Raw genomic sequence first — 24,856 nt, forward strand, 5'->3', positions numbered from 1 at the left:
CAGTTCCGGGTCCAGGTTCAAGCCCTTGCCCGGTTCTACGGTCGCTTCTTCCTTACGTTTGCGTGGCATAACGTGGCTCCTTGGCCATCAGTTTATGCCTCACACACAAAGGTTCGGATAGGCTCGGCAGCGGTCACTTTTCTTTGTCTTGCCAAAGAAAAGTAACCAAAAGAAAGGCGCCCGAAAACGCATGACCTCCCGGTGCCATGGCACTCAGAGTGGATCGCACAAAAGTGTCCGCGCCAGTCACGAACCCGGAGTGGTTCGAGCAATGGTTCTGACACCACTGGCTACCCCACGGACTGGTATACCGTCCGCTAGCTCCGTCCTCGCTTCGCTCGGCCGACAGGTCCATCCCAACCAATTCCGACATCGACCCCCAACGTGCTTTCGATAAACGGGAATTCGCCGTTCTGCTCGCGAGAAAAATGGGGGCGCAAATACATCGTCTCGCGAAGACACCGATGGTCAAACGATTCGGATACGCAAATGCGAAGAGCAGAAAAAGTGCCTGGCCGTCGACGCCCGATGGAGGAAGCACGAACGCAACCGCCCGCCCTGAAGTACCTTGCAGCCGAGCGCAGCGAGGATGGAGCTAGCGGACGGTATACCACTCTGTGGGGTAGCGAGTGGTGTCAGAACCATTGCTCGAACCACTCTGGGGTCCTGACTGGCGCGGACACTTTTGTGCGGACCACTCTGGGGCGCCATGGCACCGGTAAGTCATGCGTTTTCGGGCGCCTTTCTTTTGGTTACTTTTCTTTGGCAAGACAAAGAAAAGTGACCGCTGCCCCGCGGAGGGGCGACGCTAATAGACCGACACGATCACAGGAATTTCACGACCCCGGAAGCGCCCCCGAGACAGCGAGAAAAAGCCGCAAAATACCGACCCACAGCTACCAACCGACCTGCCCGGAAGGGCAAAACCCAAACCTTCCGATAGAACCCGTCGCAATTCCGCAAGACGCTTGCGTCACCCTTACCTAAACTTGATCCTGTTGAACCCTCTTACGAAACCGAAAGGAACGACCATGACGACCTCGACCGTGACCCGCCAGACATTCGACGAAGTGATGGTGCCGGTATTCTCTCCCGCGCCGTTCGTGCCGGACCGTGCAGAGGGCTCGCGTGTGTGGGACACGGCCGGCCGCGAATACATCGACTTCGCGTGCGGCATCGCGGTCACGTCACTCGGCCACGGCCACCCGGAACTGTTGAAGGTGCTGGACGAACAAGGCCGCAAGCTCTGGCACATCGGCAACGGCTACACGAACGAACCGGTCCTGCGCCTCGCGAAGCGCCTCGAATCGCTGACCTTCGCCGACCGCGCATTCTTCGCGAACTCGGGCGCGGAAGCGAACGAAGCCGCACTGAAGCTCGCGCGCCGCGTCGCCTTCGACCGCCACGGCGCCGATAAAGTCGAAATCGTGTCGTTCGTGCAGTCGTTCCACGGCCGCACGTTCTTCACCGTCAGCGTCGGCGGCCAGCCGAAATACTCGGAAGGCTTCGGCCCCGTGCCGGAAGGCATCAAGCACCTGCCGTTCAACGACATCGAAGCCGCGAAGGCCGCGATCGGCCCGAAAACCTGCGCGGTGATCGTCGAGCCGGTGCAGGGCGAAGGCGGCGTGATTCCCGCCGATCCGGCGTTCCTCAAGGCACTGCGCGAAGCGTGCGACGCGAACGACGCCCTGCTGATCTTCGACGAAGTGCAAACGGGCGTCGGCCGCACGGGCCAGTTCTACGCCTACATGGACACGGGCGTCACGCCCGACATCCTGACGACCGCGAAAGCGCTCGGCAACGGCTTCCCGATCGGCGCGATGCTGACGACGAACGAACTGGCCGCGCACTTCAAGGTTGGCGTGCACGGCACGACGTACGGCGGCAACCCGCTCGCATCGGCGATCGCCGACAAGGTCGTCGAACTGATCGGCGACCCGGCCCTGCTCGAAGGCGTGCGCGAACGCAGCGTGCGCCTGAAGGGCGCGCTCGAACGCATCAACGCGCGCTTCGGCATCTTCAAGGACATCCGCGGCAAGGGCCTCCTGGTCGGCGCCGAACTCACCGCCGCATTCGACGGCCGCGCGAAGGACTTCGTCACCGCCGCCGCCGAGCAAGGCCTGATCATGCTCATCGCCGGCCCGAACGTGCTGCGCTTCGTACCGTCGCTCGTGATCCCGTTCGACCTGCTCGACGAAGGCGTGAAGCGCTTCGAGAAGGCAGTCGAGCAGGTGGTCGCGGCCCAGGAAGCCACCGCGCGCTGATCGGCGCCCCCATCGCAGACAGGAACGACGATGCTATTTGTTCGCCCCGGCAAACTCACGGATCTCGATGCGCTCGCGCACATGGCGCGCACCGCGCAGCCGGTCCTGCACTCGCTGCCGCACGACCGCGCGGCGCTCGAAGCGCGTGTGGCGCTCTCGGAAGATTCGTTTCGCGCGGACGTCGACTTCGCCGGCGAGGAGTTCTACCTCTTCGTACTCGAGGATTCGTCGACCGGCAAGCTGCTCGGCACGGCGAGCATCGTGGCCGCGGCCGGCTACTCGGAACCGTTCTACGCGTTCCGCAACGACGCGCTGATCCACGCGTCGCGCGAGCTGCACGTGAACCGCAAGATCCATGCGCTCACGATGTCGCACGAGCTGACCGGCAAGAGCCGGCTCGCGGGCTTCTACGTCGATCCGTCGCTGCGCGGCGACGCGGCCGCGCACCTGATCTCGCGCGCCCGGATGATGTACATCGCCGCGAACCGCCGCCGCTTCACGCCCGAAGTATTCACGCTGCTGCTCGGCGTGAGCGACGGCAACGGCGCATCGCCGTTCTGGGAAGCGGTGGGCCGCAAGTTCTTCGGCCGCGATTTCACCGACGTCGACATCGCATCGGGCGGCCGCAGCCGCACGTTCATCGCCGAAGTGATGCCGGCCTATCCGCTCTACGTACCGCTGCTGCCGGAAGCCGCGCAGCGCGTGCTCGGCGAGCCGAACGAAACGGCGCTGCTCGCATACGACATCCATCTGGAGGAAGGCTTCGAGCCCGACCGCTTCGTCGACATCTTCGACGCGGGCCCGGTATTGACCGCGCAGGTCGATCGCACCGCGTGCGTGAAGCACGGCGCGGAGCGCGTCGTGCGCGAGGCCGCGCATCAGCAGGGCGACGTCGCGTACCTGGTGTCGACGGGCAGTGGCGAATCGTTCCGCTGCGTGCTGGCCGACCTGCCGGGCGAGACCGCCGACGCGCGGGGCGCCGAGGCGCCGCTGGCCGGCGACGTGCGCGCGGCGCTCGACGTGAAGGAAGGCGATGTCGTGCGCTGCGTGCCGCTGCATCGCCGCGACGATGAAGAATCGAAGGGAGACGCAGCATGATCGTCGTTCGTGTCGTACAAACGGGCGACGTCGACGCGCTCGTGTCGCTCGCGCAGGAAACCGGGCCGGGCCTGACCACGTTCAAGCCCGACCGCGACGCGCTCGCCGCGCGCATCGAACGCTCGCGCCGCACGCTGGAGGGCAAGGCGGCGCCGGGCGAAGCCGGCTACTTCTTCGTGATGGAAGATTCGAAGACGGGCGACATCGCGGGCGTGTGCGGGATCGAGACGCAGGTCGGCCTCGAGCAGCCGTTCTACAACTACCGCGTGAGCACGGTCGTGCACGCGAGCCAGGAGCTCGGCGTGTGGACGCGGATGTCCGCGCTGAACATCTCGCACGATCTGACGGGCTACGCGGAAGTGTGCTCGCTGTTCCTGAGCCCGCGCTACCGCACGGGCGGCGTCGGCGGCCTGCTGTCGCGCTCGCGCTTCATGTTCATCGCGCAGTTCCGCGACCGCTTTCCGGAGCGCATCTGCGCGGAACTGCGCGGCCACTTCGACGAGGACGGCACGTCGCCGTTCTGGCGTGCGGTCGGTTCGCACTTCTACCAGATCGATTTCAACGCGGCCGATTACCTCAGCTCGCACGGCCGCAAGTCGTTCCTCGCGGAACTGATGCCGCGCTACCCGGTGTACGTCGACCTGCTGCCGCAAGACGCGCAGGACGCGGTCGGCCTCACGCACCGCGACACGCTGCCGGCCCGCAAGATGCTCGAGGCCGAAGGGCTGCGTTACCAGAATCACGTCGATATCTTCGACGCGGGCCCGGTGCTCGAATGCCATGTGAACGACCTGCGCACGGTGCGCGAGAGCGTCGTCGTGCCGGTCGCGATCGGCGCGCCGGACGCAACCGACAACGTACCGAAGTCGCTCGTGTCGAACACGTCGCTCGACGATTTCCGCGTGGGCGTCGCGCCGGGCGTGGTCGCGAACGGCGCGTTCGTGCTATCGGCCGACGATGCCGCCGCGCTCGACGTGAAGGCCGGCGATCCGGTTCGCGTGCTGCCGCTCAAAGTCAAACAGGGATAAACGAATCATGACGGAACTCTTCATCGACGGCGCCTGGGTCGCAGGCTCGGGCCCCGTCTTCGCTTCGCGCAACCCGGGCACCGACGCGATCGCATGGCAGGGCGAAAGCGCGTCGGCGGCCGACGTCGACCGTGCGGTCGCGAGCGCGCGCCGCGCGTTCGCCGGCTGGTCGGCGCTCGACTTCGACGCGCGCTGCGACATCGTCAAGCGTTTCGCCGCGCTGCTCACCGAGCGCAAGGAAGCGATCGCGACCGCGATCGGCCGCGAAACCGGCAAGCCGCTGTGGGAAGCGCGCACCGAAGTCGCGTCGATGGCCGCGAAGGTCGCCATCTCGATCCAGGCCTACCAGGAACGCACCGGCGAGAAGCGCCAGGACATGGCCGACGGCGTCGCGGTGCTGCGTCATCGCCCGCACGGCGTCGTGGCCGTGTTCGGCCCGTACAACTTCCCCGGCCACTTGCCGAACGGTCATATCGTGCCGGCGCTGATCGCCGGCAACACGGTCGTGTTCAAGCCGTCCGAACTCGCACCGGGCGTCGCGCGCGCGACGGTCGAGGTGTGGCGCGAAGCCGGGCTGCCGGCCGGCGTGCTGAACCTCGTGCAGGGCGAGAAGGACACCGGCATCGCGCTCGCGAACCATCGGCAGATCGACGGGCTGTTCTTCACCGGCAGCTCGGATACCGGCACGCTGCTGCACAGGCAGTTCGGCGGCCGTCCGGAAATCGTGCTCGCGCTCGAGATGGGCGGCAACAACCCGCTCGTGATCGGCGAAGTCGAGGACATCGACGCGGCCGTGCATCACACGATCCAGTCGGCGTTCCTGTCGGCCGGCCAGCGCTGCACGTGCGCGCGCCGCATCTTCGTGCCGCAGGGCGCGTTCGGCGACCGCTTCCTCGCGCGCTTCGCCGACGTCACGTCGAAGATCACCGCCGACGTGTTCGATGCCGATCCGCAGCCGTTCATGGGCGCGGTGATCTCGGCACGCGCGGCCGCGAAGCTGGTCGACGCGCAGGCGCACCTGGTCGAGCGGGGCGCGAAGCCGATCATCGCGATGGCGCAGCGCGATCCGCGCCTCGGCTTCGTGAATGCGGCGATCGTCGACGTGACGGGCGTCGCGAACCTGCCCGACGAAGAGCACTTCGGCCCGCTCGCGCAGATCATCCGCTACGCGACGTTCGACGAAGCGATCGAGCGCGCGAACGACACGGCGTTCGGCCTGTCCGCCGGGCTGCTCGCCGACGACGCGAAGGCATGGGAGCACTTCCGCCGCACGATCCGCGCCGGCATCGTCAACTGGAACCGCCCGACCAACGGCGCATCGTCGGCCGCACCGTTCGGCGGCACGGGCCGCTCGGGCAACCATCGCCCGAGCGCGTACTACGCGGCCGACTATTGCGCGTACCCGATGGCGTCGGTGGAAAGCACGCAACTGACCTTGCCCGCGAGCCTGTCGCCGGGCCTGCATTTCTGATCGAGGGAGCGACGATGAACGCACAAGAAGCCAATTTCGACGGACTCGTCGGCCCAACCCACAACTACGCCGGGCTGTCGTTCGGCAACGTGGCGTCGCTGAACAACGAGAAGTCGGCCGCGAACCCGAAGGCGGCCGCGAAGCAGGGGCTGCGCAAGATGAAGCAGCTCTCGGATCTCGGCTTCGCGCAAGGCGTGCTGCCGCCGCAGGAGCGGCCGTCGCTGCGCCTGTTGCGCGAGCTCGGCTTCTCCGGCAAGGACGCGGACGTGATCGCGAAGGCCGCGAAGCAGGCGCCCGAGCTGCTCGCCGCGGCGAGCTCGGCGTCGGCGATGTGGACCGCGAACGCGGCCACCGTCAGCCCGTCGGCCGACACGAACGACGGCCGCGTGCACTTCACGCCGGCGAACCTGTGCAGCAAGCTGCATCGCGCGATCGAGCATGAGGCGACGCGCCGCACGCTGTCGACGCTGTTCGCGGACCCCGCGCACTTCGCGGTGCATGAAGCGCTGACGGGCACGCCGGCGCTCGGCGACGAAGGCGCGGCGAACCATACGCGCTTCTGCGCCGAGTACGGCAAGCCGGGCGTCGAATTCTTCGTGTACGGCCGCGCGGAATACCGTCGCGGGCCGGAGCCGAAGCGTTTCCCGGCGCGCCAGACGTTCGAGGCGAGCCGCGCGGTCGCGCATCGCCACGGGCTCGCGGAGGAAGCGACGGTCTATGCGCAGCAGGATCCGGACGTGATCGACGCGGGCGTGTTCCACAACGACGTGATCTCGGTCGGCAACCGCGACACGCTGTTCACGCACGAACGCGCGTTCGTCAACAAGCAGGCGATCTACGACACGCTGACCGCCGCGCTCGACGCGCGCGGCGCGCGCCTGAACGTGATCGAGGTGCCGGATGCGGCCGTGAGCGTGAACGATGCCGTCACGTCCTACCTGTTCAACAGCCAGTTGCTGTCGCGCGCGGACGGCTCGCAGGTGCTCGTCGTGCCGCAGGAATGCCGTGAGAACGCGCGGGTCGCCGCCTACCTCGACCATCTCGCGGCCGGCAACGGCCCGATCCGCGACGTGCTCGTGTTCGACCTGCGCGAAAGCATGAAGAACGGCGGCGGCCCCGCTTGCCTGCGCCTGCGCGTCGTGCTGAACGAAGCGGAGCGCGCGGCCGTCACGTCGAACGTGTGGATCAACGACACGCTGTTCGCGTCGCTCGACGCGTGGATCGACAAGCACTATCGCGATCGCCTCGCACCGGAAGACCTCGCCGATCCGGCGCTGCTCGACGAATCGCGCACGGCGCTCGACGAGCTCACGCAGATCCTGCGCGTCGGTTCGCTGTATGACTTCCAGCGCTGAGGCACGGATGCCGGCCGCCGCGCTGCTCGACGATTTTCTCGCGTTCACGCTGGCGGGCGGTGCGCCGGCTGAAACGCACGGCGCCTGCGCGGGCGCCGCGGTGCGCTGGCAATGGCTCGGCGACGGGCTGATCGCGTTCGAGCCTGCCGCCGCTGACGCCGCGGCGCGCGCGAGCGTGCTCGTGTCGGCCGGCGTGCACGGCGACGAGACCGCGCCGATCGAACTGCTGTCGATGCTCGTGCGCGATCTCGCGTCGGGCGCGCTGCCGCTCGCGTGCCGGCTGCTCGTCGTGCTCGGCAACGTGCCGGCGATGCGCGCGGGCGAACGCTATCTCGACGACGACCTGAACCGCCTGTTCGGCGGCCGTCACGCGCAGGTGCCCGCGAGCCGCGAAGCGCCGCGCGCCGCGCGGCTCGAAGCGGCGGCATCCGCCTTCTTCGCGGCGGCGCCGGCGGGCAGCGCGCGCTGGCACATCGACATGCATACGGCGATCCGTGCGTCGGCATTCGAGCAGTTCGCGCTGCTGCCGCACACGGGCACGCCGCCCACGCGCGCGATGGTCGAATGGCTCGGCGATGCGCGCATCGCGGCCGTGCTGCTGCACACCGCGAAGGGCAACACGTATTCGCATTTCACGGCCGAGCAGTGCGGTGCGCTCGCGTGCACGCTGGAGCTCGGCAAGGTGCGGCCGTTCGGCCAGAACGACCTCGCGCGTTTCGCGCCGGCCGATCGTGCGGTGCGCAAGCTCGTGTCGGGCGAGCGGCGTGAAGACGCGGCCGAGGGCGGCCGTCCGCCGCTGCCGCGCGTGTTCACCGTGATCGACCAGATCACGAAGCAGAGCGACGCGCTCGAGCTGTTCGTCGCGGCCGACGTCGCGAACTTCACCGCATTCGCACGCGGCACCGTGCTCGCACGGGACGGCGACTACCGCTACACGGTGACGCACGACGAGGAACGGATCGTGTTTCCGAACCCGACCGTGAAGCCCGGGCTGCGCGCGGGCCTGCTCGTGATCGACACGACGCGCGAGACGCTGGCCGCACTCGTCTGATCGATCGCGACCGTGCGGGCCGCGGCGGCGCTCGGCGTGCGCATCGTCCCGGGGCTCCTTCAATTTTTGCGATGACGCCCGCCCGCCGCGCAGACGGCGCGTGCGTCGCGCTTGCTTGTTTGCGACACCGTCTTGCAAGTTCGGCGGGTCGCGTGGCGGCCGCCGGGCACGCGGCGCAGCATCGCGCGCCGACGCCCGCTCCGCCATGCCGGGCCGCGCGGATTGGTACAATCGCGGCCTTGCGGCTGTTGCGCCGCATCACGGCGCGGCGTCGGCATTGCCGGTCTCATCCGACCCTGCAATGATGGATGCGCCCGTCGTTTCGGAACATTCGAGTATCGAGGAGAACACCTGATGAAGTTGGATTGGCGTAAAGTGGCCGCGCATGCGGTGGTGGCGGCATCGGCGGTGGCGGCAGGCACCGCGTTTGCCGCGGATCTGAAGGAGATCCGGTTCGGCGTCGAGGCCTCGTACGCCCCGTTCGAATACAAGACGCCCGACGGCAAGCTGACCGGCTTCGACATCGACATCGGCAACGCGGTGTGCGCGAAGCTGAAGACGAAGTGCGTGTGGGTCGAGAACGACTTCGACGGCCTGATCCCGGCGCTGCAGGCGCGCAAGTTCGACGCGATCAACTCGGACATGACGATCACCGACCAGCGCAAGCACGCGATCGCGTTCACCGATCCGATCTACACGATTCCGAACCAGCTGATCGCGAAGCAGGGCAGCGGCCTGCTGCCGACCCCGCAAGCGCTGAAGGGCAAGCGCGTCGGCGTGCTGCAGGGCACGATCCAGGAAGCGTACGCGAAGAAGAAGTGGGCGCCCGCCGGCGTTGAAGTCGTGCCGTACCAGACGCAGGATCTGGCCTATGCCGACCTGAAGTCGGGCCGTCTCGACGCGACCTTCCAGGATTCGGAAGCCGGCTCGAAGGGCTTCCTGACGAAGCCGCAAGGCCAGGGCTTCGGGTTCGCGGGCGGCACGGTCAGCGACGCCGAGATCCTCGGCTCGGGCGTCGGCTTCGGCCTGCGCAAGAACGACGCGGCGCTGAAGACCGCGCTCGATCAGGCGCTGAAGGAACTGAAGGCCGACGGTACGATCGACAACCTCGCGAAGAAGTACTTCAGCGTGCCCGTCACGCTCAAGTAAGCGTTTCGTACGCGCACGATGTAAAAAACCGGCCGCCGATGCGGCCGGTTTGCTTTTCGGCAGCGAAAACGGCAGCGGCGGGCCGGCCGTCAGCCCGGCTGCGCGGCGAAGAACCGCCCCAGCTCGCGTGCGAGCTCGTTGAGTACGGCCATCTCCTGCTGCGAGATCTTGCGCGCGGGCTGCGCGCCGGCCCAGTCGCCGTACAGCAGCGCGACGCTCGTCGCGCCGACGCGTACGGGCAGCAGCACGAATGCGCGCGTGTCGTCGAACGCGTCGAGATACCACGCGGGCAGGCGCTTCACCATCTTCGGCTCCCGCGCCTGCTCGATGAAGATGCCGACCGAGTTCGTGATCGCGAGATGGAACACGTCCGGCTCGAAGCGCTCGTCGAAGCGCAGCCGGTCGAGCGCCGTATCGACGCCGGGGCCGAAGCCCAGGCGCGCGGCGAACGTGCCGTCGTCGTGACGCACGAACATCACGGTGCGCGTGAACGCGAGGCCGGCCAGCAGGCTTTCCGACGCGAGCGCGAGCACCGGCGTCAGCACGTGCTCGGACGGCAGCGCACGCAGGTCGGCAAGACCGGCTTCGAGGCATGCTTCGGGTTCGGCCTGCGCGCGCGCGATCGCATCGGCGTTCGCGCGTAGCTCGACGATCTCGCGCATCACCGTGTCGCTCGCTTCCTCGCGCGCGAGCCGCTCGGCGATTTCGACGATCGCCTCGGATTCCATGTCGAGCTCGGCGCCGTAGTGCTGCGCGAGCGCCGCGATGCGCGCGTCGCGCTGCGCGCTGGCAGGCATGACGAGCGCGCCGGCGACGTCGGTCGAACAGCGGCTCACCGCGCGCAGCCAGCGGATGCGCGCTGCCGGGCCGTCGTCGGCGGCCGGGCCCGCGTGGCGGGCGTCGCCGTCTTCGTCGTCGAATGCGTCGGCGTGCGCCGCGTGGTCGCCGTCGGCCATCCCCGCGCGGATCACGTCGGGCAGCCGCCAGCGCGCGGCTGCCTCGAGACCGATCTCGTCGAAGCCGACGCCGAGCACGTCGGTGCAGGCGGCCGATTCGTCGCCGTTCAGTTCCGCCGCGCGGCGGCGGATGCGGTCCCACTCGCTGTCGAGATAGCAGACCACCAGAAGCTTGCCGACCTGGCGCATCAGCGTGCAGACGACGGCTTCCTCGCCCGCGCGCAGTTCGGCGCGCTCGGTGAGCTTGCGCGCGACGCAGCCGGACAGCAGCGCGCGGTTCAGCTCCAGCTTCGCGTCGATGCGCCGCGGCGTGCTCTGATGGAAATGGTCGACGAGCTTGAGCCCGACCACGAGATGGCCGACGGCATCCATGCCGAGCACCATCAGCGCGCGGGTCACGGTGGTGATGTTGCCGCCGAACGCCATGTACATCGCGGAGTTCGCGAGCCGCAGCACTTTCTGCGTGAGCGCGAAATCCGACAGCACGACGCGCACGAGCGCGGTGAAGTCGAGATCGTCGTTCTTCATCGCGGCCATCGTCGCGCGCAGCGATTCCGACAGCAGCGGGAAATCGCCCCGTTCGTTCATCCGCGCCCACAGCTTGTCGAGCAGCGCGGTGCGGGGCAGGTGTTCGGTGATTGACATACGGATCCGTCCGGTTCGCCGCGCGCGTCAGGCGGCGGCGTGCAGGTGCAGCTGCTGCGCCGCGAAGCGCCGCGCGAGCTCCTCGGACGGCAGCGCCTGGCAGACGAGCCAGCCCTGGATGTGATTGCAGCCCATCTCCGTCAGCAGCTCGCGCTGCGCCTCGGTCTCGACGCCCTCGGCGACGAGCTCGAGATCCAGTGTCTGCGCGAGGCCGACCACCGCCGACACGATCGCGCGGTCGTTGCGCGACGTCAGCAGGTTCTCGACGAAACTGCGGTCGATCTTCAGCTTCGCGAGCGGGAAGCGCTGCAGATAGGCAAGGCTCGAATAGCCGGTGCCGAAATCGTCGATCGCGAAGCGGATGCCGAGATCGGTCAGTTCCTCGAGCAGCATTTTCGCGTGCGCGGGATCGTGCATCAGCAGGCTTTCGGTGATTTCGAGCACGATACGGCGCGGGTCGATGCCGGTCAGCGCGATCGCCTCGCGCACGCTCTGCGTGAAGCGCGGGTCGCGGAACTGCTGCGGCGACACGTTGACCGCCACGTATTGCAGCGCGAGCCCCTGGCCGTCCCAGGCGACGAGCTGCATGCACGCGGCCTTGAGCACCCAGTTGCCGAGGTAGTTGATCAGGCCGATCGATTCGGCGAGCGGGATGAAGGTGGCCGGCGGCACGAGGCCGTGCACCGGATGGCGCCAGCGGATCAGCGCCTCGACGCCGACCACCGCGCCCGACTGGCTGTGGGTGATCGGCTGGAAATGGAGCGAAAACTCGCCGTTGCGCACGCCGTCGTACAGGTCGGCTTCGAGCTTGAGCCGTTCGGCGTCGGCCGGATCGTCGACGGGCGCGTGGAACGCGAGCGCGTTGCCGCCCGAGGCCTTCGCCTGCGCGAGCGCGTGGTCGGCGCGGCGCAGCAGCGGGCTGTGATGCTGCGCCCGATGCGGCGCGGCACGTTCGTCGGGGTAGAGCGCGATGCCGATGCTCGCGGACAGGTGCACGGTCTGCCCCTGGAATACGTACGGCTCGCGCACGGCGGCCTGCAGCCGGCGCGCGAGCGCGTCGGCGGCATGGCTCGCCTGCGTGCGGTCCGGTGCGCCCAGCACGACCGCGAACTTGTCGCTCGCGACGCGCGCGAGCTGCTCGTTCGGCGTGACGAGCGCCTTCAGCCGCTGCGCGGTTTCGCGCAGCAGCGTGTCGCCCGCGTCGTAGCCGAGCGCGCGGTTGATCCGCTGGTAGTCGTCGAGGTCGAGCAGCAGCAGCGCGGCGCAGGTGCCGTCCTCGTCGGCGGTCTGCTGCGCGCGCATCAGCGCCGGCACGAGCGCGGACAGGTTGTCGAGCCCCGTCATCGGGTCGTGGTGCATTTCGTACGTCAGGCGGGCCTCGAGCGCGCGCCACGACGACACGTCGAACGCCGCGATCGCGAAGCCGTCGACCCCGTGGTGGCGGCTCTTGAACGCGCGGACCTCGACGTCCAGCGGGTAGGTGAGCGACTTGACGATGCACATCGTCGCCTTCTCGACCTGGCCGGAGCGCGCGGCGCGAGCGAGCAGCCCTTCGAGCGCCGCGGTATCCTGTTCGGCGATCAGGTCGCGTAACGTGAGCGTATGCAGGTAGTCGCGGTGGTAGCCGATGAAGCGCAGGCTCGCGTCGGACACGTACAGAAAGCGCAGCTCGCGGTCGACGTGGGCGAGGAAATCCACCGTGCCGACCGTCTGTTCCAGCCAGTTGCGCACGGAGTCGTCGCGTCGCGGCGCGACGGCGCGCGCGGGCATCAGCGCGCCGCCCGACCGAGCGAAGCGGCGCAGCGTATGCAAGGCGCTGCGCCAGGAGCCCTTGCGTGACGTCTGTTTCCTGTTGGCTTCCATGTTTCTCGCTGACGTGAAGGGCTGGAACCGGTTGTCCGGAAGGAATAACGGCAGACTGTCAGAAATCTTTAACGGGCCGGCCCCAGGCGGCGCTGCCGCGGGGCCGGATCTTCTACGCGGATGTTCGACAGGCGAACGCCCGCGTGGCCTGTATTGAGGCCGACTTTATAAGAAATGAGGACGCAGATGAAGCGAAAACTGTTGCTGGGCGCCATGGCGGCGCTGGTGGCCGGCCATGCGCTGCTGGCGCAGGCGGAACTGAAGCCGGGCGCCGCGGCGCCCGATTTCACGACGCAGGCGTCGCTGGGCGGCAAGACGTACACGTACTCGCTGGCGGACGCGCGGAAGCAGGGCCCCGTCGTGCTGTATTTCTATCCGGCGGCGTTCACGAAGGGCTGCACGATCGAGGCGCATGCGTTCGCGGACGCGGTCGACCGTTACAAGGCTTACGGCGCGACGGTGATCGGCGTGTCGGCCGACAACATCGACACGCTGACGAAGTTCTCGGTGAGCGAGTGCCGCAGCAAGTTCCCGGTGGCGGCCGACCCGGACGCGAAGATCATCCGCGAATACGACGCGAAGCTGCCCGCGCTCGACCGCGCGAACCGCGTGTCGTACGTGATTTCGCCGGAAGGGAAGATTCTGTACGAATACACGAGCCTGTCGCCGGACAAGCACGTCGAGAACACGCTCGCGGCCGTGAAGGCGTGGGCCGATGCGCATCCGAAGCAGTAGGCGGCTGCCCGCGCGCGTGAAAACGGCCCGTCGTGCGGGCCGCGGGCACGGGAACGCCCGGCCTGCGCGCGGCCGCCCGTTGCCGTTACGCGCGCAGCGCCTGCTCGATCGGCACGCCGCCGCCGACGAAGCCGACGATCTTGCGCGAGATGCCGAGCTTGATCGCCTCGATCGCGGCCCATGCAACGTCCTGGCGCGACACGGGCGGCGCGGGATCGAGCCACGTGTCGGTCAGCGCGATCTTGCCGACGCCCGGATCGTCCGTGAGCGGGCCCGGGCGCAGGATCACGTAATCGACGCCGGACGCGATCACGCGGTCGTCGCCTTCGCGCTTCATCTGCGAATAGTGGCGCAGCGCGTCGGGCCCGTGCTCCGGCCGGTATGCGGACAACGAACTGACGACCACGAGCTTCTGCACGTTGAACGCGAGCGCGTAGTCGGCCGCGCGGGCGACCGCGTCGCGGTCGATCTGCTCCTCTTCGGCCGCGCCCTCCGATTCGGCGGAGCCGGCCGCGTAGATCACGTGCGTGATGCCCTGGAAGGCGTGCGAGAAATCGTTCGTCAGATCGGCCTCGACGACCCGTGCGCCCGCCAGCGCATAGCCGTGCCGGCGCACGAGCGCCGTGACCTCGAACTCCGGCTGCTTGAGCAGCAGATCCGCGCAGGCCTGGCCCGTTCGTCCGGTCGCGCCAATCAGCAGTACCTTCGTCGTCATGAAACCGCTCCTTGCTCGATGCGTCATCCGTGTAGATAGGGACGGACGACCGATAACTCAAGTGTAATGTCGAATCGGCCCGGCGGTGGGGGCGTAATAAGGGGCGTACCGGCGCGGGCGTACCGGCGCGGGCGACCGGCTGCGGGCGTACCGGCACGACGGATGCCGGCGTGCATTCATTCGCCCGGATGCGGGAATGACGCGCCGACCGGCTATCATGTGCGCGATGCATTTTTCGCCGCTACGTGTGAATAACGCGTCGGCCCACCGGTTGGAGTACACATGGCATTACCCTTGGACAACGTCAGCATGGCCGTGTTCTGCGACTTCGAGAACGTCGCGCTCGGCGTGCGCGACGCGAAGTACGAGAAATTCGACATCAAGCCCGTGCTGGAGCGCCTGCTGCTGAAAGGCAGCATCGTCGTGAAGAAGGCCTATTGCGACTGGGATCGCTACAAGGGCTTCAAGGCGTCGATGCACGAGGCGAGCTTCGAGCTGATCGAGATTCCGCACGTGCGCCAGTCGGGCAAGAATTCGGCCGACATCCGGCTCGTCGTGGACGCGCTCGACCTCTGCTACACGAAGTCGCACGTCGATACGTTCGTGATCATCAGCGGCGATTCGGATTTTTCCCCGCTCGTGTCGAAGCTGCGCGAAAACGCGAAGAAGGTGATCGGCGTCGGCGTGAAGAAATCGACGTCGGACCTGCTGGTCGCGAACTGCGACGAATTCATCTTCTACGACGATCTGGTGCGCGAGCAGCAGCGTGCGCTCGCGAAGCGCGAACAGCAGCAGCGTGCGGGCAACGGCGGCGCGAAGCGGCCCGACGAGCCGTCGCGCAAGCACGACATGGAGGCGCGCAAGGCCGAGGCGATCGCGCTGGCGGTCGAGACGTTCGACGCGCTCGCGTCGGAGCGCGACGACGTCGGCAAGATCTGGGCGTCGGTGCTCAAGAGCGCGATCAAGCGCCGCAAGCCGGATTTCAACGAGTCGTACTACGGGTTCCGTGCGTTCGGCAACCTGCTCGACGAGGCGCAGGCGCGCGGCCTGCTCGAAGTGGGGCGCGACGACAAGTCGGGCGCGTTCGTGTCGCGGGCCCGCCAGTCGGCCGCGGAGCACGCCGTGGCGGCCGAACACGCACCGGCCCAGCACGGCCGGCGCCCGGCGGAGCCGGTGCAGGCCGAGCGCGAGCCGCGCCATCACCGCGGACGCGGGCGGCACGGCGAGCCGGTTGGCGAGCCATTCGGCACGCCGTTCGGCACGCCGTTCGTGCAGGAGAACGAGCCGGTCGAGACGGCGGTCGAATTCACCGAAGCTGACGAAGCCGATGTGACCGTCGGCGAAGCCGCAGCCGCGCACGGCGAACCGGCGGGCGGGCACGATGAAGCGAAGACCGCACGCAAGCGTGCTCGCAAGACCCCCGCGAAGAAGGCCGGTACGAAGAAGGGCGGCGACGGCAAGAGCGCCGGCCGGCAGGCGGCGGTGCAGGAAGGCGACGCCCCGCGGGGCGACGCGAAGCACGGCGGCGGCAAGCATGCCGAAGCGATGCATCGCGACGCGGAACATGACGACGGGCGAGCCGCCGGCGCGGCGCCGGCACGCGGTGAAACCGGCGGCGATGCTGTCGGGGAGCCCGCGCACGATGCTCCCGTACACGCCGAACCGATCGCAGCGGTCGCTGACGCGCCGGCCCCGGCCAAGCCGAAGAAGCCGGCCCGCAAGGCGGCGCCGCGCGCGCGGCGGCCGCGCAAGACGGCCGAGGCTGCCGAGTAAGGGCCTGCCTGCTGAAGCGCCATCCGTCGCGCCGCCGCGAAGTGCGGGCCGGATGGGGCGCAGGCACAGGCCGCGCGTTCGCATGAAGCAGCGCGGTTGCGAGGCCCGCCGCCCCGTGGCCGGCGCGATGCCGGCCTTCTTCCACTAACCGTTCAGCGCATACGGTCGCGTCATCACTTCGAGAAAGTGGCCGTCCGGATCGTCGAAGTACACGCCGCGTCCGCCGTTGTGGCGGTAGATGTCGTCGGCTTGCCGCTTCGCCGGATCGGCCCAGTAAGGCAACCCGCGTTCGCGGATGCGCCCGAGCACACGATCGAAGCCGGCTTCGTCGATCAGGAACGCGTAATGCTGCGACCGAATCTCCCCCGCCTGTTCGTAAAAATCGAGCGACACGCCGTTGTCGAGCGCGACGACCAGCATCGCGCCGAACGGCGTCGGCGGCGGCAATTCCAGCAACTCGGTGAGGAAGCGGCTCGACGCATGCTTGTCGCGGCACCAGACGATCGTATGGTTGAGCTGGACGTTCATGGCGAGATTCCGGGACGGGAATGGGGTGGGCATGGATACACGATAGCCGATCGCGGCCGGCAAACAAGTCCGTCCACCAAGTCCTGCAATCAAACCCGGCAATCAAACCCGGCAATCAAACCCGGCAATCAAACCCGGCAATCAAACCCCGCAATCAAACCCCGCAATCAAACCCGGCAATCAAACACTGCAATCAAACACTGCAATCAAGCGCAAAAGACGGCCGCCCGAGGGCGGCCGCTTTCGTCACTCGCCGGCGACGGCCGGCCCACCGCTGTTGCCGCGGCGATTGCGCCGCTTCTCGGCCCACACGCGCAGCCGGTCCATGTACAGGTAGACGACCGGCGTCGTATAGAGCGTCAGCACCTGCGACATGATCAGGCCGCCGGCGATCGCGATCCCGAGCGGCGCGCGCAGCTCGGCGCCGTCGCCGCTGCCGAACGCGAGCGGCAGCGCGCCGAGCAGCGCCGCCATCGTCGTCATCATGATCGGGCGGAAGCGCAGCAGGCACGCCTCGTGGATCGCGTCGAACGACGACTTCCCGTTGTTGCGCGTCTGGTCGATCGCGAAGTCGACCATCATGATCGCGTTCTTCTTCACGATGCCGATCAGCAGGATCACGCCGATCAGCGCGATGATGCTGAACTCGGTCTTGAACAGCAGCAGCGCGAGCAGCGCGCCGACGCCGGCCGACGGCAGCGTCGACAGGATCGTGATCGGGTGGATGTAGCTCTCGTACAGGATCCCGAGCACGATGTAGACGGCCAGCAGCGCGGCGAGGATCAGGATCGGCTGATCGTTCATCGACTGCTGGAACGCCTGCGCGGTGCCCTGGAAGCTGCCGACGATCGTCGGCGGCACGCCGACCTCCGCCATCGTCTGATAGATGATCTGCGTCGCCTGCGACAGCGACACGCCCGGCGGCAGGTTGAACGAGATCGTCGTCGCGACGAACAGCCCCTGGTGGTTGACCGATAGCGGCGTCGTGCTCGGCCCGAACGTCGCGATCGCCGACAGCGGGATCATCGTCGATTTCGACGTCGACACCGACGCGCCCGACGACGCGCTCGATTTGCCGCTCGCCGCGATCGCGTTGAGCGCCTGGTTGCGCGCGGAGTCGGATGCGATCGCCGCGGCGCTCTGCGCGGCCGTGCCGGCGCTCGACGTGCCGGCCGAGGTCGCGACGAAGGTGCCCGCGGCCGCGTTGGTGGTCTGCGAGCCGTTCGCGCTGCCGCCCGACGTGCTGATCCACACCTGGTTCAGCATCTCCGGGCTCTGCCAGTATTTCGGCGCGACTTCCATCACGACGTGGTACTGGTTCAGCGGGTTGTAGATCGTCGAGACCTGCCGCTGGCCGAACGCGTCGTACAGCGTGTTGTCGATCTGCGCGGGCTTGATGCCGAACCGCGCGGCCGTCGCGCGATCGATCGTCACCATCGCCTCGAGGCCGCCTTGTTGCTGATCGGAGTTCACGTCGGTCAGCTCGGGGCGCTTCTGCAGCGCCTCGGTCAGGATCGGCCCCCACTTGTACAGGTCGGCGCTCGAATCGCCGAGCAGCGTGAACTGGTACTGCGCGTTGCTCTGCCGGCCGCCGACGCGGATGTCCTGCGCCGCCTGCAGGAACGTGCGCGCGCCCGCGACGTCCGCCAGCCGCGGGCGCAACTGCTGGATCACCTGGTCGGCCGACAGCTTGCGCTCGGTGCGGTCCTTGAGCGTGACGAACATGAAGCCCGAGTTGGTCTGCGTGCCGCCGGTGAAGCCCGCGACGCTCTTCACGTTCGGGTTGCCCTGCACGATCCGCATCATCTCGGAGAACTTCAGCTTCATCGCCTGGAACGACGTCGACTGGTCGGCCTGGATGCCGCCGATCATCAGCCCGGTGTCCTGCTGCGGGAAGAAGCCCTTCGGCACGACGACGTACAGGTAGACGTTCAGCCCGATCGTCGCGAACAGCGTCAGCAGGATCAACAGCGGCCGGCGCAGCGCCCACGACAGCGAGCGCTCGTAGCCGCGCTGCATGCGCGTGAAACCGCGTTCGAGGAAGCGCCCGAAGCGACCCTCGCGTTGCGGGTTGTGCCGGTCGGGCAGCAGGCGCGCGCACATCATCGGCGTGAGCGTGAGCGACACCGCGAGCGACACGGCGATCGCGAGCGACAGCGTCAGCGCGAACTCGCGGAACAGGCGCCCGACGATCCCGCCCATCAGCAGGATCGGCAGGAACACCGCGACGAGCGAGATGCTCATCGACAGCACCGTGAAGCCGACTTCGCGCGCGCCGTCGAACGCGGCCTGCATCCGCGACTTGCCGTTCTCGATGTGCCGCGAGATGTTCTCGAGCACGACGATCGCATCGTCGACGACGAAGCCGGTCGCGACGATCAGCGCCATCAGCGACAGGTTGTCGATCGAGAAGCCGAGCAGGTACATCGCGCCGAACGTGCCGACGATCGAGATCGGCACGGCGACGCTCGGGATCAGCGTCGCGCGCCAGTTGCGCAGGAACAGGAACACGACCATCACGACGAGGCTGATCGCGATCAGCAGCGTGTGCTCGGTGTCCCTCAGCGACGCGCGGATGGTGGTCGAGCGGTCGAGCACCGGCGTGACCGTGATGTCGGCGGGCAGCGACGCGGTGAGCTGCGGCAGCGCCGCGCGCACGCGGTCGATCGTCTCGATGATGTTCGCGCCGGGCGAGCGGTAGAGGATCACGAGCACCGCGCGCTTGCCGTTCGACAAACCGAGGTTGCGCAGGTCCTCGACCGAATCGACGACGTCGGACAGGTCGGACAGCCGCACGGCCGAGCCGTTGCGGTAGGCGACCACGAGATCGCGGTACTGCGACGCCTGGGACGCCTGGTCGTTCGTGTAGAGCTGGAAGCGCTGCGGGCCGAACTCGATCGCGCCCTTCGGCGCGTTGGCGTTCGCGGAGGCCAGCGCCGCGCGCACGTCCTCGAGGCCGATCCCGTAGTGGAACAGCGATTGCGGTTCGAGCTCGACGCGCACGGCCGGGTTCGCGGAGCCGCTCACGGACACCTGGCCGATCCCGTCGATCTGCGACAGCGACTGCTGCAGCACCGTCGACGCGGCGTCGTACACCTTCGCCGGCGACGCCGTCTCCGACGTCAGCGACACGACCATGATCGGCGAATCGGCCGGGTTGACCTTGCGGTAGGTCGGATTGCTCTTCAGCGCGGCCGGCAGGTCGGCGCGCGCCGCGTTGATCGCGGCCTGCACGTCGCGCGCGGCGCCGTCGATGTCGCGGTTCAGGCCGAACTGCAGGATGATCCGCGCATTGCCGACCGTGCTCGTCGACGTCATTTCGGAGACGTCCGCGATCGAGCCGAGGTGCCGCTCCAGCGGGCTCGTCACGCTGGTCGCGACCGTCTCCGGGCTCGCGCCCGGCAGCGACGCCTGCACCGAGATCGTCGGGAAGTCGACCTGCGGCAGCGGCGACACCGGCAGCTTGATGAACGCGAACAGGCCCGCGAGCGCGACGCCGAGCGCGAGCAGCGTCGTCGCGACGGGGCGGGTGATGAAGGGACGCGACAGGTTCATCGCTTACACGTCCGTGCGCGTGCCGGCGTCGGGGCCGTGCCGCTCGAACCAGCCGCGCATGCGGCGCGCGAGCGAGTCGAAGCCGAGGTAGATCACGGGCGTCGTGAACAGCGTCAGCACCTGCGACACGATCAGGCCGCCGGCGATCGCGATCCCGAGCGGCTGGCGCAGCTCGGAGCCCGCGCCGGAGCCGACGATCAGCGGCACCGCGCCGAGCAGCGCGGCGAGCGTCGTCATCAGGATCGGCCGGAAGCGCAGCAGGCACGCCTGGTAGATCGCCTCGCGCGGCGGCTTGCCTTCGACGCGTTCGGCCTCGAGCGCGAAGTCGATCATCATGATCGCGTTCTTCTTGACGATGCCGATCAGCAGCACGATGCCGATGATCCCGATGATGTCGAGGTCGTGCCCGGTGATCATCAGCGCGAGCAGCGCGCCGACGCCGGCCGACGGCAGCGTCGACAGGATCGTGATCGGGTGGATGTAGCTCTCGTACAGCACGCCGAGCACGATGTACATCGTGACGACCGCCGCGAGGATCAGGAACAGCTGGTTCGACAGCGACGCCTGGAACGCGAGCGCCGCGCCCTGGAAGCGCGTCTGGAACGAGCCGGGCAGGCCGATGTCCTTCTCGGCGGCCTCGATCGCCTTGACCGCTTCGCCGAGCGATGCGCCCGGCGCGAGGTTGAACGAGATCGTCGTCGACGGGAACTGCGACAGGTGCGCGACCAGCAGCGGCGATGGCCGCTCGTGAAACGACGCGATCGACGACAGCGGCACCTGGCCGCCGCCGGCCGACGGCAGGTAGATGTCGTTCAGCGATTGCGCGTAGTGCTGCTCTTTCGGCTCCGACTCGAGAATCACGCGGTACTGGTTCGACTGCGTGAAGATCGTCGACACGATGCGCTGGCCGAACGCGTCGTACAGCGCGTTGTCGACGGTCGCCGGCGTGATGCCGAAGCGCGCGGCGCTCGCGCGGTCGATCTCGATGTACACCGACTGGCCGTTGCTCTGCAGGTCGGTCGCGACGTCGGCGAGCGACGGCTCCTGCTGCAGCCGCGCGACGAGTTTCGGCACCCAGGTCGCGAATTCTTCCGAATTCGGGCTCGTCAGCATGAACTGGTATTGCGTCGGGCTGACCGTCGAGTCGATCGTCAGGTCCTGCACCGGCTGCATGAACAGCGAAATGCCGGTGACGTTCGCGACGCGCTGCTGCAGGCCGCGGATGATCTGCGCGGCCGTTTCGCCGCGTTCGTCGCGCGCCTTCAGGTTGATCAGCATCCGGCCGCTGTTCAGCGTGATGTTGCTGCCGTCGACGCCGATGAACGACGTGAGGCTGGCGACGTTCGGGTCCTTCAGGATCTCGGCCGCGAGCGCCTGCTGGCGTTCGGCCATCGCGCCGTACGAGATCGACTGCGGCGCCTGCGTGATCGCCTGGATCACGCCGGTGTCCTGCGCGGGGAAGAAGCCCTTCGGCACGAACACATAGAGCAGCGCGGTCAGCCCGAGCGTCAGCAGCGCGACGACGAGCGTCGAGCGCTGGCGGTTCAGCACCCATTCGAGCGCGACCGCGTAGCGCGCGATCACCCAGTCGATCGCGCGGTGCACGCGTGCCTCGAAGCGATGGCTCTCGGGCGGCGGCGAATGGCGCAGCAGCTTCGCGCACATCATCGGCACGAGCGTGAGCGACACGATCGCCGAGATCACGATCGTCACCGCGAGCGTGATCGCGAATTCGTGGAAGAGGCGCCCGACCACGTCGCCCATGAACAGCAGCGGGATCAGCACCGCGATCAGCGAGACCGTCAGCGAGATGATCGTGAAGCCGATCTGCCGCGAGCCCTTCAGCGCGGCCTCGAGCCCCGATTCGCCTTCCTCGACGTAGCGCGCGATGTTCTCGATCATCACGATCGCGTCGTCGACGACGAAGCCGGTCGCGATCGTGAGCGCCATCAGCGACAGGTTGTTCAGCGAGAAGCCGGCCATGTACATCACCGCGAGCGTGCCGATCAGCGACAGCGGCACCGACAGGCTCGGGATGATCGTCGCGTAGACGTTCGCGAGGAACAGGTACATCACCAGCACGACGAGCGCGACCGCGAGCAGCAGCTCGAACTGCACGTCGCGCACGGCCGCGCGGATCATCGTCGTGCGGTCGGTGACGATCTCGACGTCGAGCGCGGCCGGCAGCGTCTCCTGCAGCTTCGGCAACTGCGCCTTGATCGCGTCGACGGTCGCGATCACGTTCGCGCCCGGCTGGCGCTGCACGTTCAGGATGATCGCCGGGTCCGCATTCACCCATGCGCCGAGCTTGGTGTTTTCCGAGCCGGCGACGACCGTCGCGACGTCGGTCAGCATCACCGGGCGGCCGTTCTTGTACGCGACGACCGCGCTGTTGTACTGGTCGGCGCTCGTCAGCTGGTCGTTCGCGTTGATCGTGTACGCGCGCGTCGGGCCGTCGAAGTTGCCCTTCGGCGTGTTGACGTTCAGGTTCGAGATCGTCGTGCGCAGGTCGTCGAGATTCATCCCGTACTGCGCGAGCGCGGTCGGGTTCGCCTGGATCCGCACGGCCGGCCGGTTGCCGCCCGACAGGCTCACGAGGCCGACGCCGGCGATCTGCGAGATCTTCATCGCGAGGCGCGTGTCGGCGAGGTCCTGCACCTGCGTGAGCGGCAGCGTCTTCGACTTGACGGCGAGCGTGAGCACCGGCGCATCGGCCGGGTTCACCTTCGCGTAGATCGGCGGGGCGGGGAGGTCGGACGGCAGCAGGTTGCCGGCCGCGTTGATCGCGGCCTGCACTTCCTGTTCGGCGATGTCGAGCGGCAGGTCGAGCGAGAACTGCAGCGTGATCACCGACGCGCCGGCCGAGCTTTGCGACGACATCTGGTTCAGCGACGGCATCTGCCCGAACTGGCGTTCGAGCGGCGCGGTGACCGACGACGTCATCACTTCGGGGCTCGCGCCCGGGTAGAAGGTCTGGACCTGGATCGTCGGGTAGTCGACCTCGGGCAGCGCGGCGAGCGGCAGGAAGCGCAGCGCCACGAGGCCGGCCAGCATGATCGCCGCCATCAGGAGGGCGGTGCCGACCGGCCGGAGAATGAAGAGGCGGGATGGATTCATCGAGCGGCCCGCGCGTTACTGGGCCGCGGGGGCCGCTGCCTGCGACGCGCCGTGCTTGTGTCCGCCGCGATGGCCGGCTGCACCGGACGCAGCCGATGCGCCCGACGCCGCGCCGGCGCCGCGCGCGCTCGACGCGCCTTTCGGCTTGTCGGCCGGAATCGAGATCTTCGAGCCTTCGCGCAGGCGGTCCGAGCCGTCGGTCACCACGCGTTCGCCGAGCGCCACGCCGCTGACGATGCTCGTGCGTTCGCCGTCGACCGGGCCGACCGTGACCTTGCGCACCGTCACTGTGTTGTCGGGTTTCACGACGTAGACGAACTGGCCGATCGAGCCCGTGAGCACGGCGGAGGTCGGCACGATGATCGCGTTGCGCAGCACGTCGACGAGCAGCCGCGTGTTCACGAACTGATTCGGGAACAGCATGCCTTCCTTGTTGTCGAAATTCGCGCGCAGCTTGACCGTACCGGTGCTCGTGTCGATCTGGTTGTCGAGCGTCGCGAGCGAGCCCGTCTCGAGCGGCACCGTGTTGTTGCGGTTGTAGGCGGTGACCGACAGCTTCCGGCCCGCGTTCATCTGCTTGAGGATCTGCGGCAGGTTGTCTTCCGACGTCGTGAAGATCACGCTCATCGGCTGCAACTGCGTGATCACGACGATGCCGTTGGTGTCCCCCGGCGTCACGTAGTTGCCGGGGTCGACCTGGCGCAGGCCGACGCGGCCCGAGACCGGCGCCGTGATGCGCGCATACGTCAGGTTGAGTTTCGCGGAATCGATCGCGGCCTGGTCGGTCTTCACCGCGCCTTCGTACTGCTTGACGAGCGACGCCTGCGTATCGACGGTTTGCGACGCGATCGAATCCTGCGACAGCAGCGTCTGGTAGCGCTTCAGGTCGAGGCGGGCCGTCGCGAGCAGCGCCGCGTCGCGCGCATGCGTGCCTTCGGCGTTCTCGAGCGCGACCTGATACGGGCGCGGGTCGATCTGCGCGAGCACGTCGCCTTTCTTGACGATCTGGCCTTCCTGGAACGACACCGATTGCAGGTAGCCCGACAGTTGCGTCTTGACCGTCACGTTCGCGAGCGGCGTGACGGTGCCGAGCGCGGACAGCACGATCGGCATCTCGCCCTGCGTCGCGGTGGCGACCTGCACCGGCTGCGGAACGTTCGCCATCGCGGCGGGGCCGCCGCGGCCGCGATGGCCGCCCACGGCGCTGGCGCCCATGCCTTTCGCCGTGCTGCCTGCCGCCGGCGTGCGGTTCCACGGGTGCCACCACAGCAGGCCGCCGATGACGACGGCCGCGACGGTACCGATCAGCAACGTGCGGCGCGGGCGCCGGGCGGCGGCGGGCGCGGGGTCTTTCGAAGGGGGCGTGGGCTTTTGTTCGTTATCCATCGTGTTCTGTCAGGAAGACGGCGCGGCGGGCCGGAAATCGGACTGCTCGGCTGCGCGTGGGCATGCGGAAGACGCGACGGGGCGGCCCGGCTCGGTCCGGGGCCCCGCCGATCCGCACGGGAAAGAGCGGTGCGCACCGCGAGTGCGGCGCGACGATGGGCATGATC

General features: G+C 68.1%; 16 protein-coding genes. 9 read left to right on the forward strand and 7 right to left on the reverse strand.

Annotation, left to right across the window (positions count from 1 at the left end):
• Positions 1-1,031: 1,031 nt before the first annotated feature.
• The 7 genes from LGM42_RS29105 to LGM42_RS29135 all read left to right on the forward strand — a co-directional run bounded on the left by LGM42_RS29105 (position 1,032) and on the right by LGM42_RS29135 (position 9,416).
• Positions 1,032-2,264, forward strand: coding sequence for an aspartate aminotransferase family protein (locus LGM42_RS29105; RefSeq protein ID WP_059573962.1), 1,233 nt, complete (start codon positions 1,032-1,034; stop codon positions 2,262-2,264).
• Between the two features lie 30 nt (positions 2,265-2,294).
• On the forward strand, positions 2,295-3,362 hold the full coding sequence (gene aruF / locus LGM42_RS29110; RefSeq protein ID WP_059573961.1) for an arginine/ornithine succinyltransferase subunit alpha: 1,068 nt from the start codon (positions 2,295-2,297) through the stop codon (positions 3,360-3,362).
• Complete coding sequence (astA, locus tag LGM42_RS29115) at positions 3,359-4,390, forward strand: arginine N-succinyltransferase (RefSeq protein WP_059573960.1); 1,032 nt, start codon at positions 3,359-3,361, stop codon at positions 4,388-4,390. Before aruF ends, astA begins: the two co-directional genes overlap by 4 nt.
• Positions 4,391-4,397: 7 nt before the next feature.
• Positions 4,398-5,861: a succinylglutamate-semialdehyde dehydrogenase gene (astD, locus tag LGM42_RS29120; protein ID WP_226234074.1), complete on the forward strand. Its 1,464-nt coding sequence runs from the start codon at positions 4,398-4,400 to the stop codon at positions 5,859-5,861.
• Positions 5,862-5,875: 14 nt separating this feature from the next.
• Entirely contained in the window at positions 5,876-7,216 is a 1,341-nt protein-coding gene (astB, locus tag LGM42_RS29125; protein ID WP_060313332.1) for an N-succinylarginine dihydrolase, read from the forward strand.
• 7 nt (positions 7,217-7,223) lie between these two features.
• Positions 7,224-8,267, forward strand: coding sequence for a succinylglutamate desuccinylase (gene astE, locus LGM42_RS29130; protein WP_226234100.1), 1,044 nt, complete (start codon positions 7,224-7,226; stop codon positions 8,265-8,267).
• A gap of 354 nt (positions 8,268-8,621) precedes the next feature.
• On the forward strand, positions 8,622-9,416 hold the full coding sequence (locus tag LGM42_RS29135; RefSeq protein WP_226234075.1) for an ABC transporter substrate-binding protein: 795 nt from the start codon (positions 8,622-8,624) through the stop codon (positions 9,414-9,416).
• Positions 9,417-9,505: 89 nt separating this feature from the next.
• On the opposite strand, the gene LGM42_RS29140 is transcribed toward LGM42_RS29135, so the two are convergent.
• Both LGM42_RS29140 and cdpA read right to left on the reverse strand, forming a co-directional pair.
• On the reverse strand, positions 9,506-11,017 hold the full coding sequence (locus tag LGM42_RS29140) for an HDOD domain-containing protein (RefSeq protein WP_060313341.1): 1,512 nt from the start codon (positions 11,015-11,017) through the stop codon (positions 9,506-9,508).
• 27 nt (positions 11,018-11,044) lie between these two features.
• Complete coding sequence (gene cdpA / locus LGM42_RS29145; protein WP_226234101.1) at positions 11,045-12,787, reverse strand: cyclic di-GMP phosphodiesterase CdpA; 1,743 nt, start codon at positions 12,785-12,787, stop codon at positions 11,045-11,047.
• A gap of 279 nt (positions 12,788-13,066) precedes the next feature.
• Here cdpA and LGM42_RS29150 point away from each other — a divergent pair, with 279 nt between their 5' ends.
• A complete protein-coding gene (locus LGM42_RS29150; RefSeq protein WP_060313349.1) occupies positions 13,067-13,615 on the forward strand; it encodes a peroxiredoxin in 549 nt (182 codons plus the stop codon).
• Positions 13,616-13,700: 85 nt separating this feature from the next.
• Here LGM42_RS29150 and LGM42_RS29155 read toward each other — a convergent pair whose 3' ends face one another.
• Entirely contained in the window at positions 13,701-14,330 is a 630-nt protein-coding gene (locus LGM42_RS29155; RefSeq protein WP_099316228.1) for an SDR family oxidoreductase, read from the reverse strand.
• Positions 14,331-14,612: 282 nt separating this feature from the next.
• Between LGM42_RS29155 and LGM42_RS29160 the strand changes: the two genes are divergently transcribed.
• Positions 14,613-16,103, forward strand: coding sequence for an NYN domain-containing protein (locus tag LGM42_RS29160; protein WP_226234076.1), 1,491 nt, complete (start codon positions 14,613-14,615; stop codon positions 16,101-16,103).
• 144 nt (positions 16,104-16,247) lie between these two features.
• Here LGM42_RS29160 and LGM42_RS29165 read toward each other — a convergent pair whose 3' ends face one another.
• From LGM42_RS29165 to LGM42_RS29180, 4 genes are all read right to left on the reverse strand, one after another.
• Positions 16,248-16,631, reverse strand: coding sequence for a VOC family protein (locus LGM42_RS29165; protein ID WP_226234077.1), 384 nt, complete (start codon positions 16,629-16,631; stop codon positions 16,248-16,250).
• A 246-nt stretch (positions 16,632-16,877) separates the two neighbouring features.
• Positions 16,878-20,186 carry an efflux RND transporter permease subunit gene (locus LGM42_RS29170; RefSeq protein WP_059644051.1) on the reverse strand — a complete coding sequence of 1,103 codons (3,309 nt, stop codon included), beginning with the start codon at positions 20,184-20,186 and terminating at the stop codon, positions 16,878-16,880.
• Positions 20,187-20,189: 3 nt separating this feature from the next.
• Positions 20,190-23,303 carry an MdtB/MuxB family multidrug efflux RND transporter permease subunit gene (locus LGM42_RS29175; protein ID WP_060313371.1) on the reverse strand — a complete coding sequence of 1,038 codons (3,114 nt, stop codon included), beginning with the start codon at positions 23,301-23,303 and terminating at the stop codon, positions 20,190-20,192.
• Between the two features lie 15 nt (positions 23,304-23,318).
• Positions 23,319-24,689 carry an MdtA/MuxA family multidrug efflux RND transporter periplasmic adaptor subunit gene (locus LGM42_RS29180; RefSeq protein ID WP_226234078.1) on the reverse strand — a complete coding sequence of 457 codons (1,371 nt, stop codon included), beginning with the start codon at positions 24,687-24,689 and terminating at the stop codon, positions 23,319-23,321.
• Between the last annotated feature and the right edge of the window lie 167 nt (positions 24,690-24,856).

This window comes from Burkholderia sp. AU39826, assembly GCF_020419965.1.
GTDB classification, from domain to species: Bacteria; Pseudomonadota; Gammaproteobacteria; order Burkholderiales; family Burkholderiaceae; genus Burkholderia; species Burkholderia semiarida.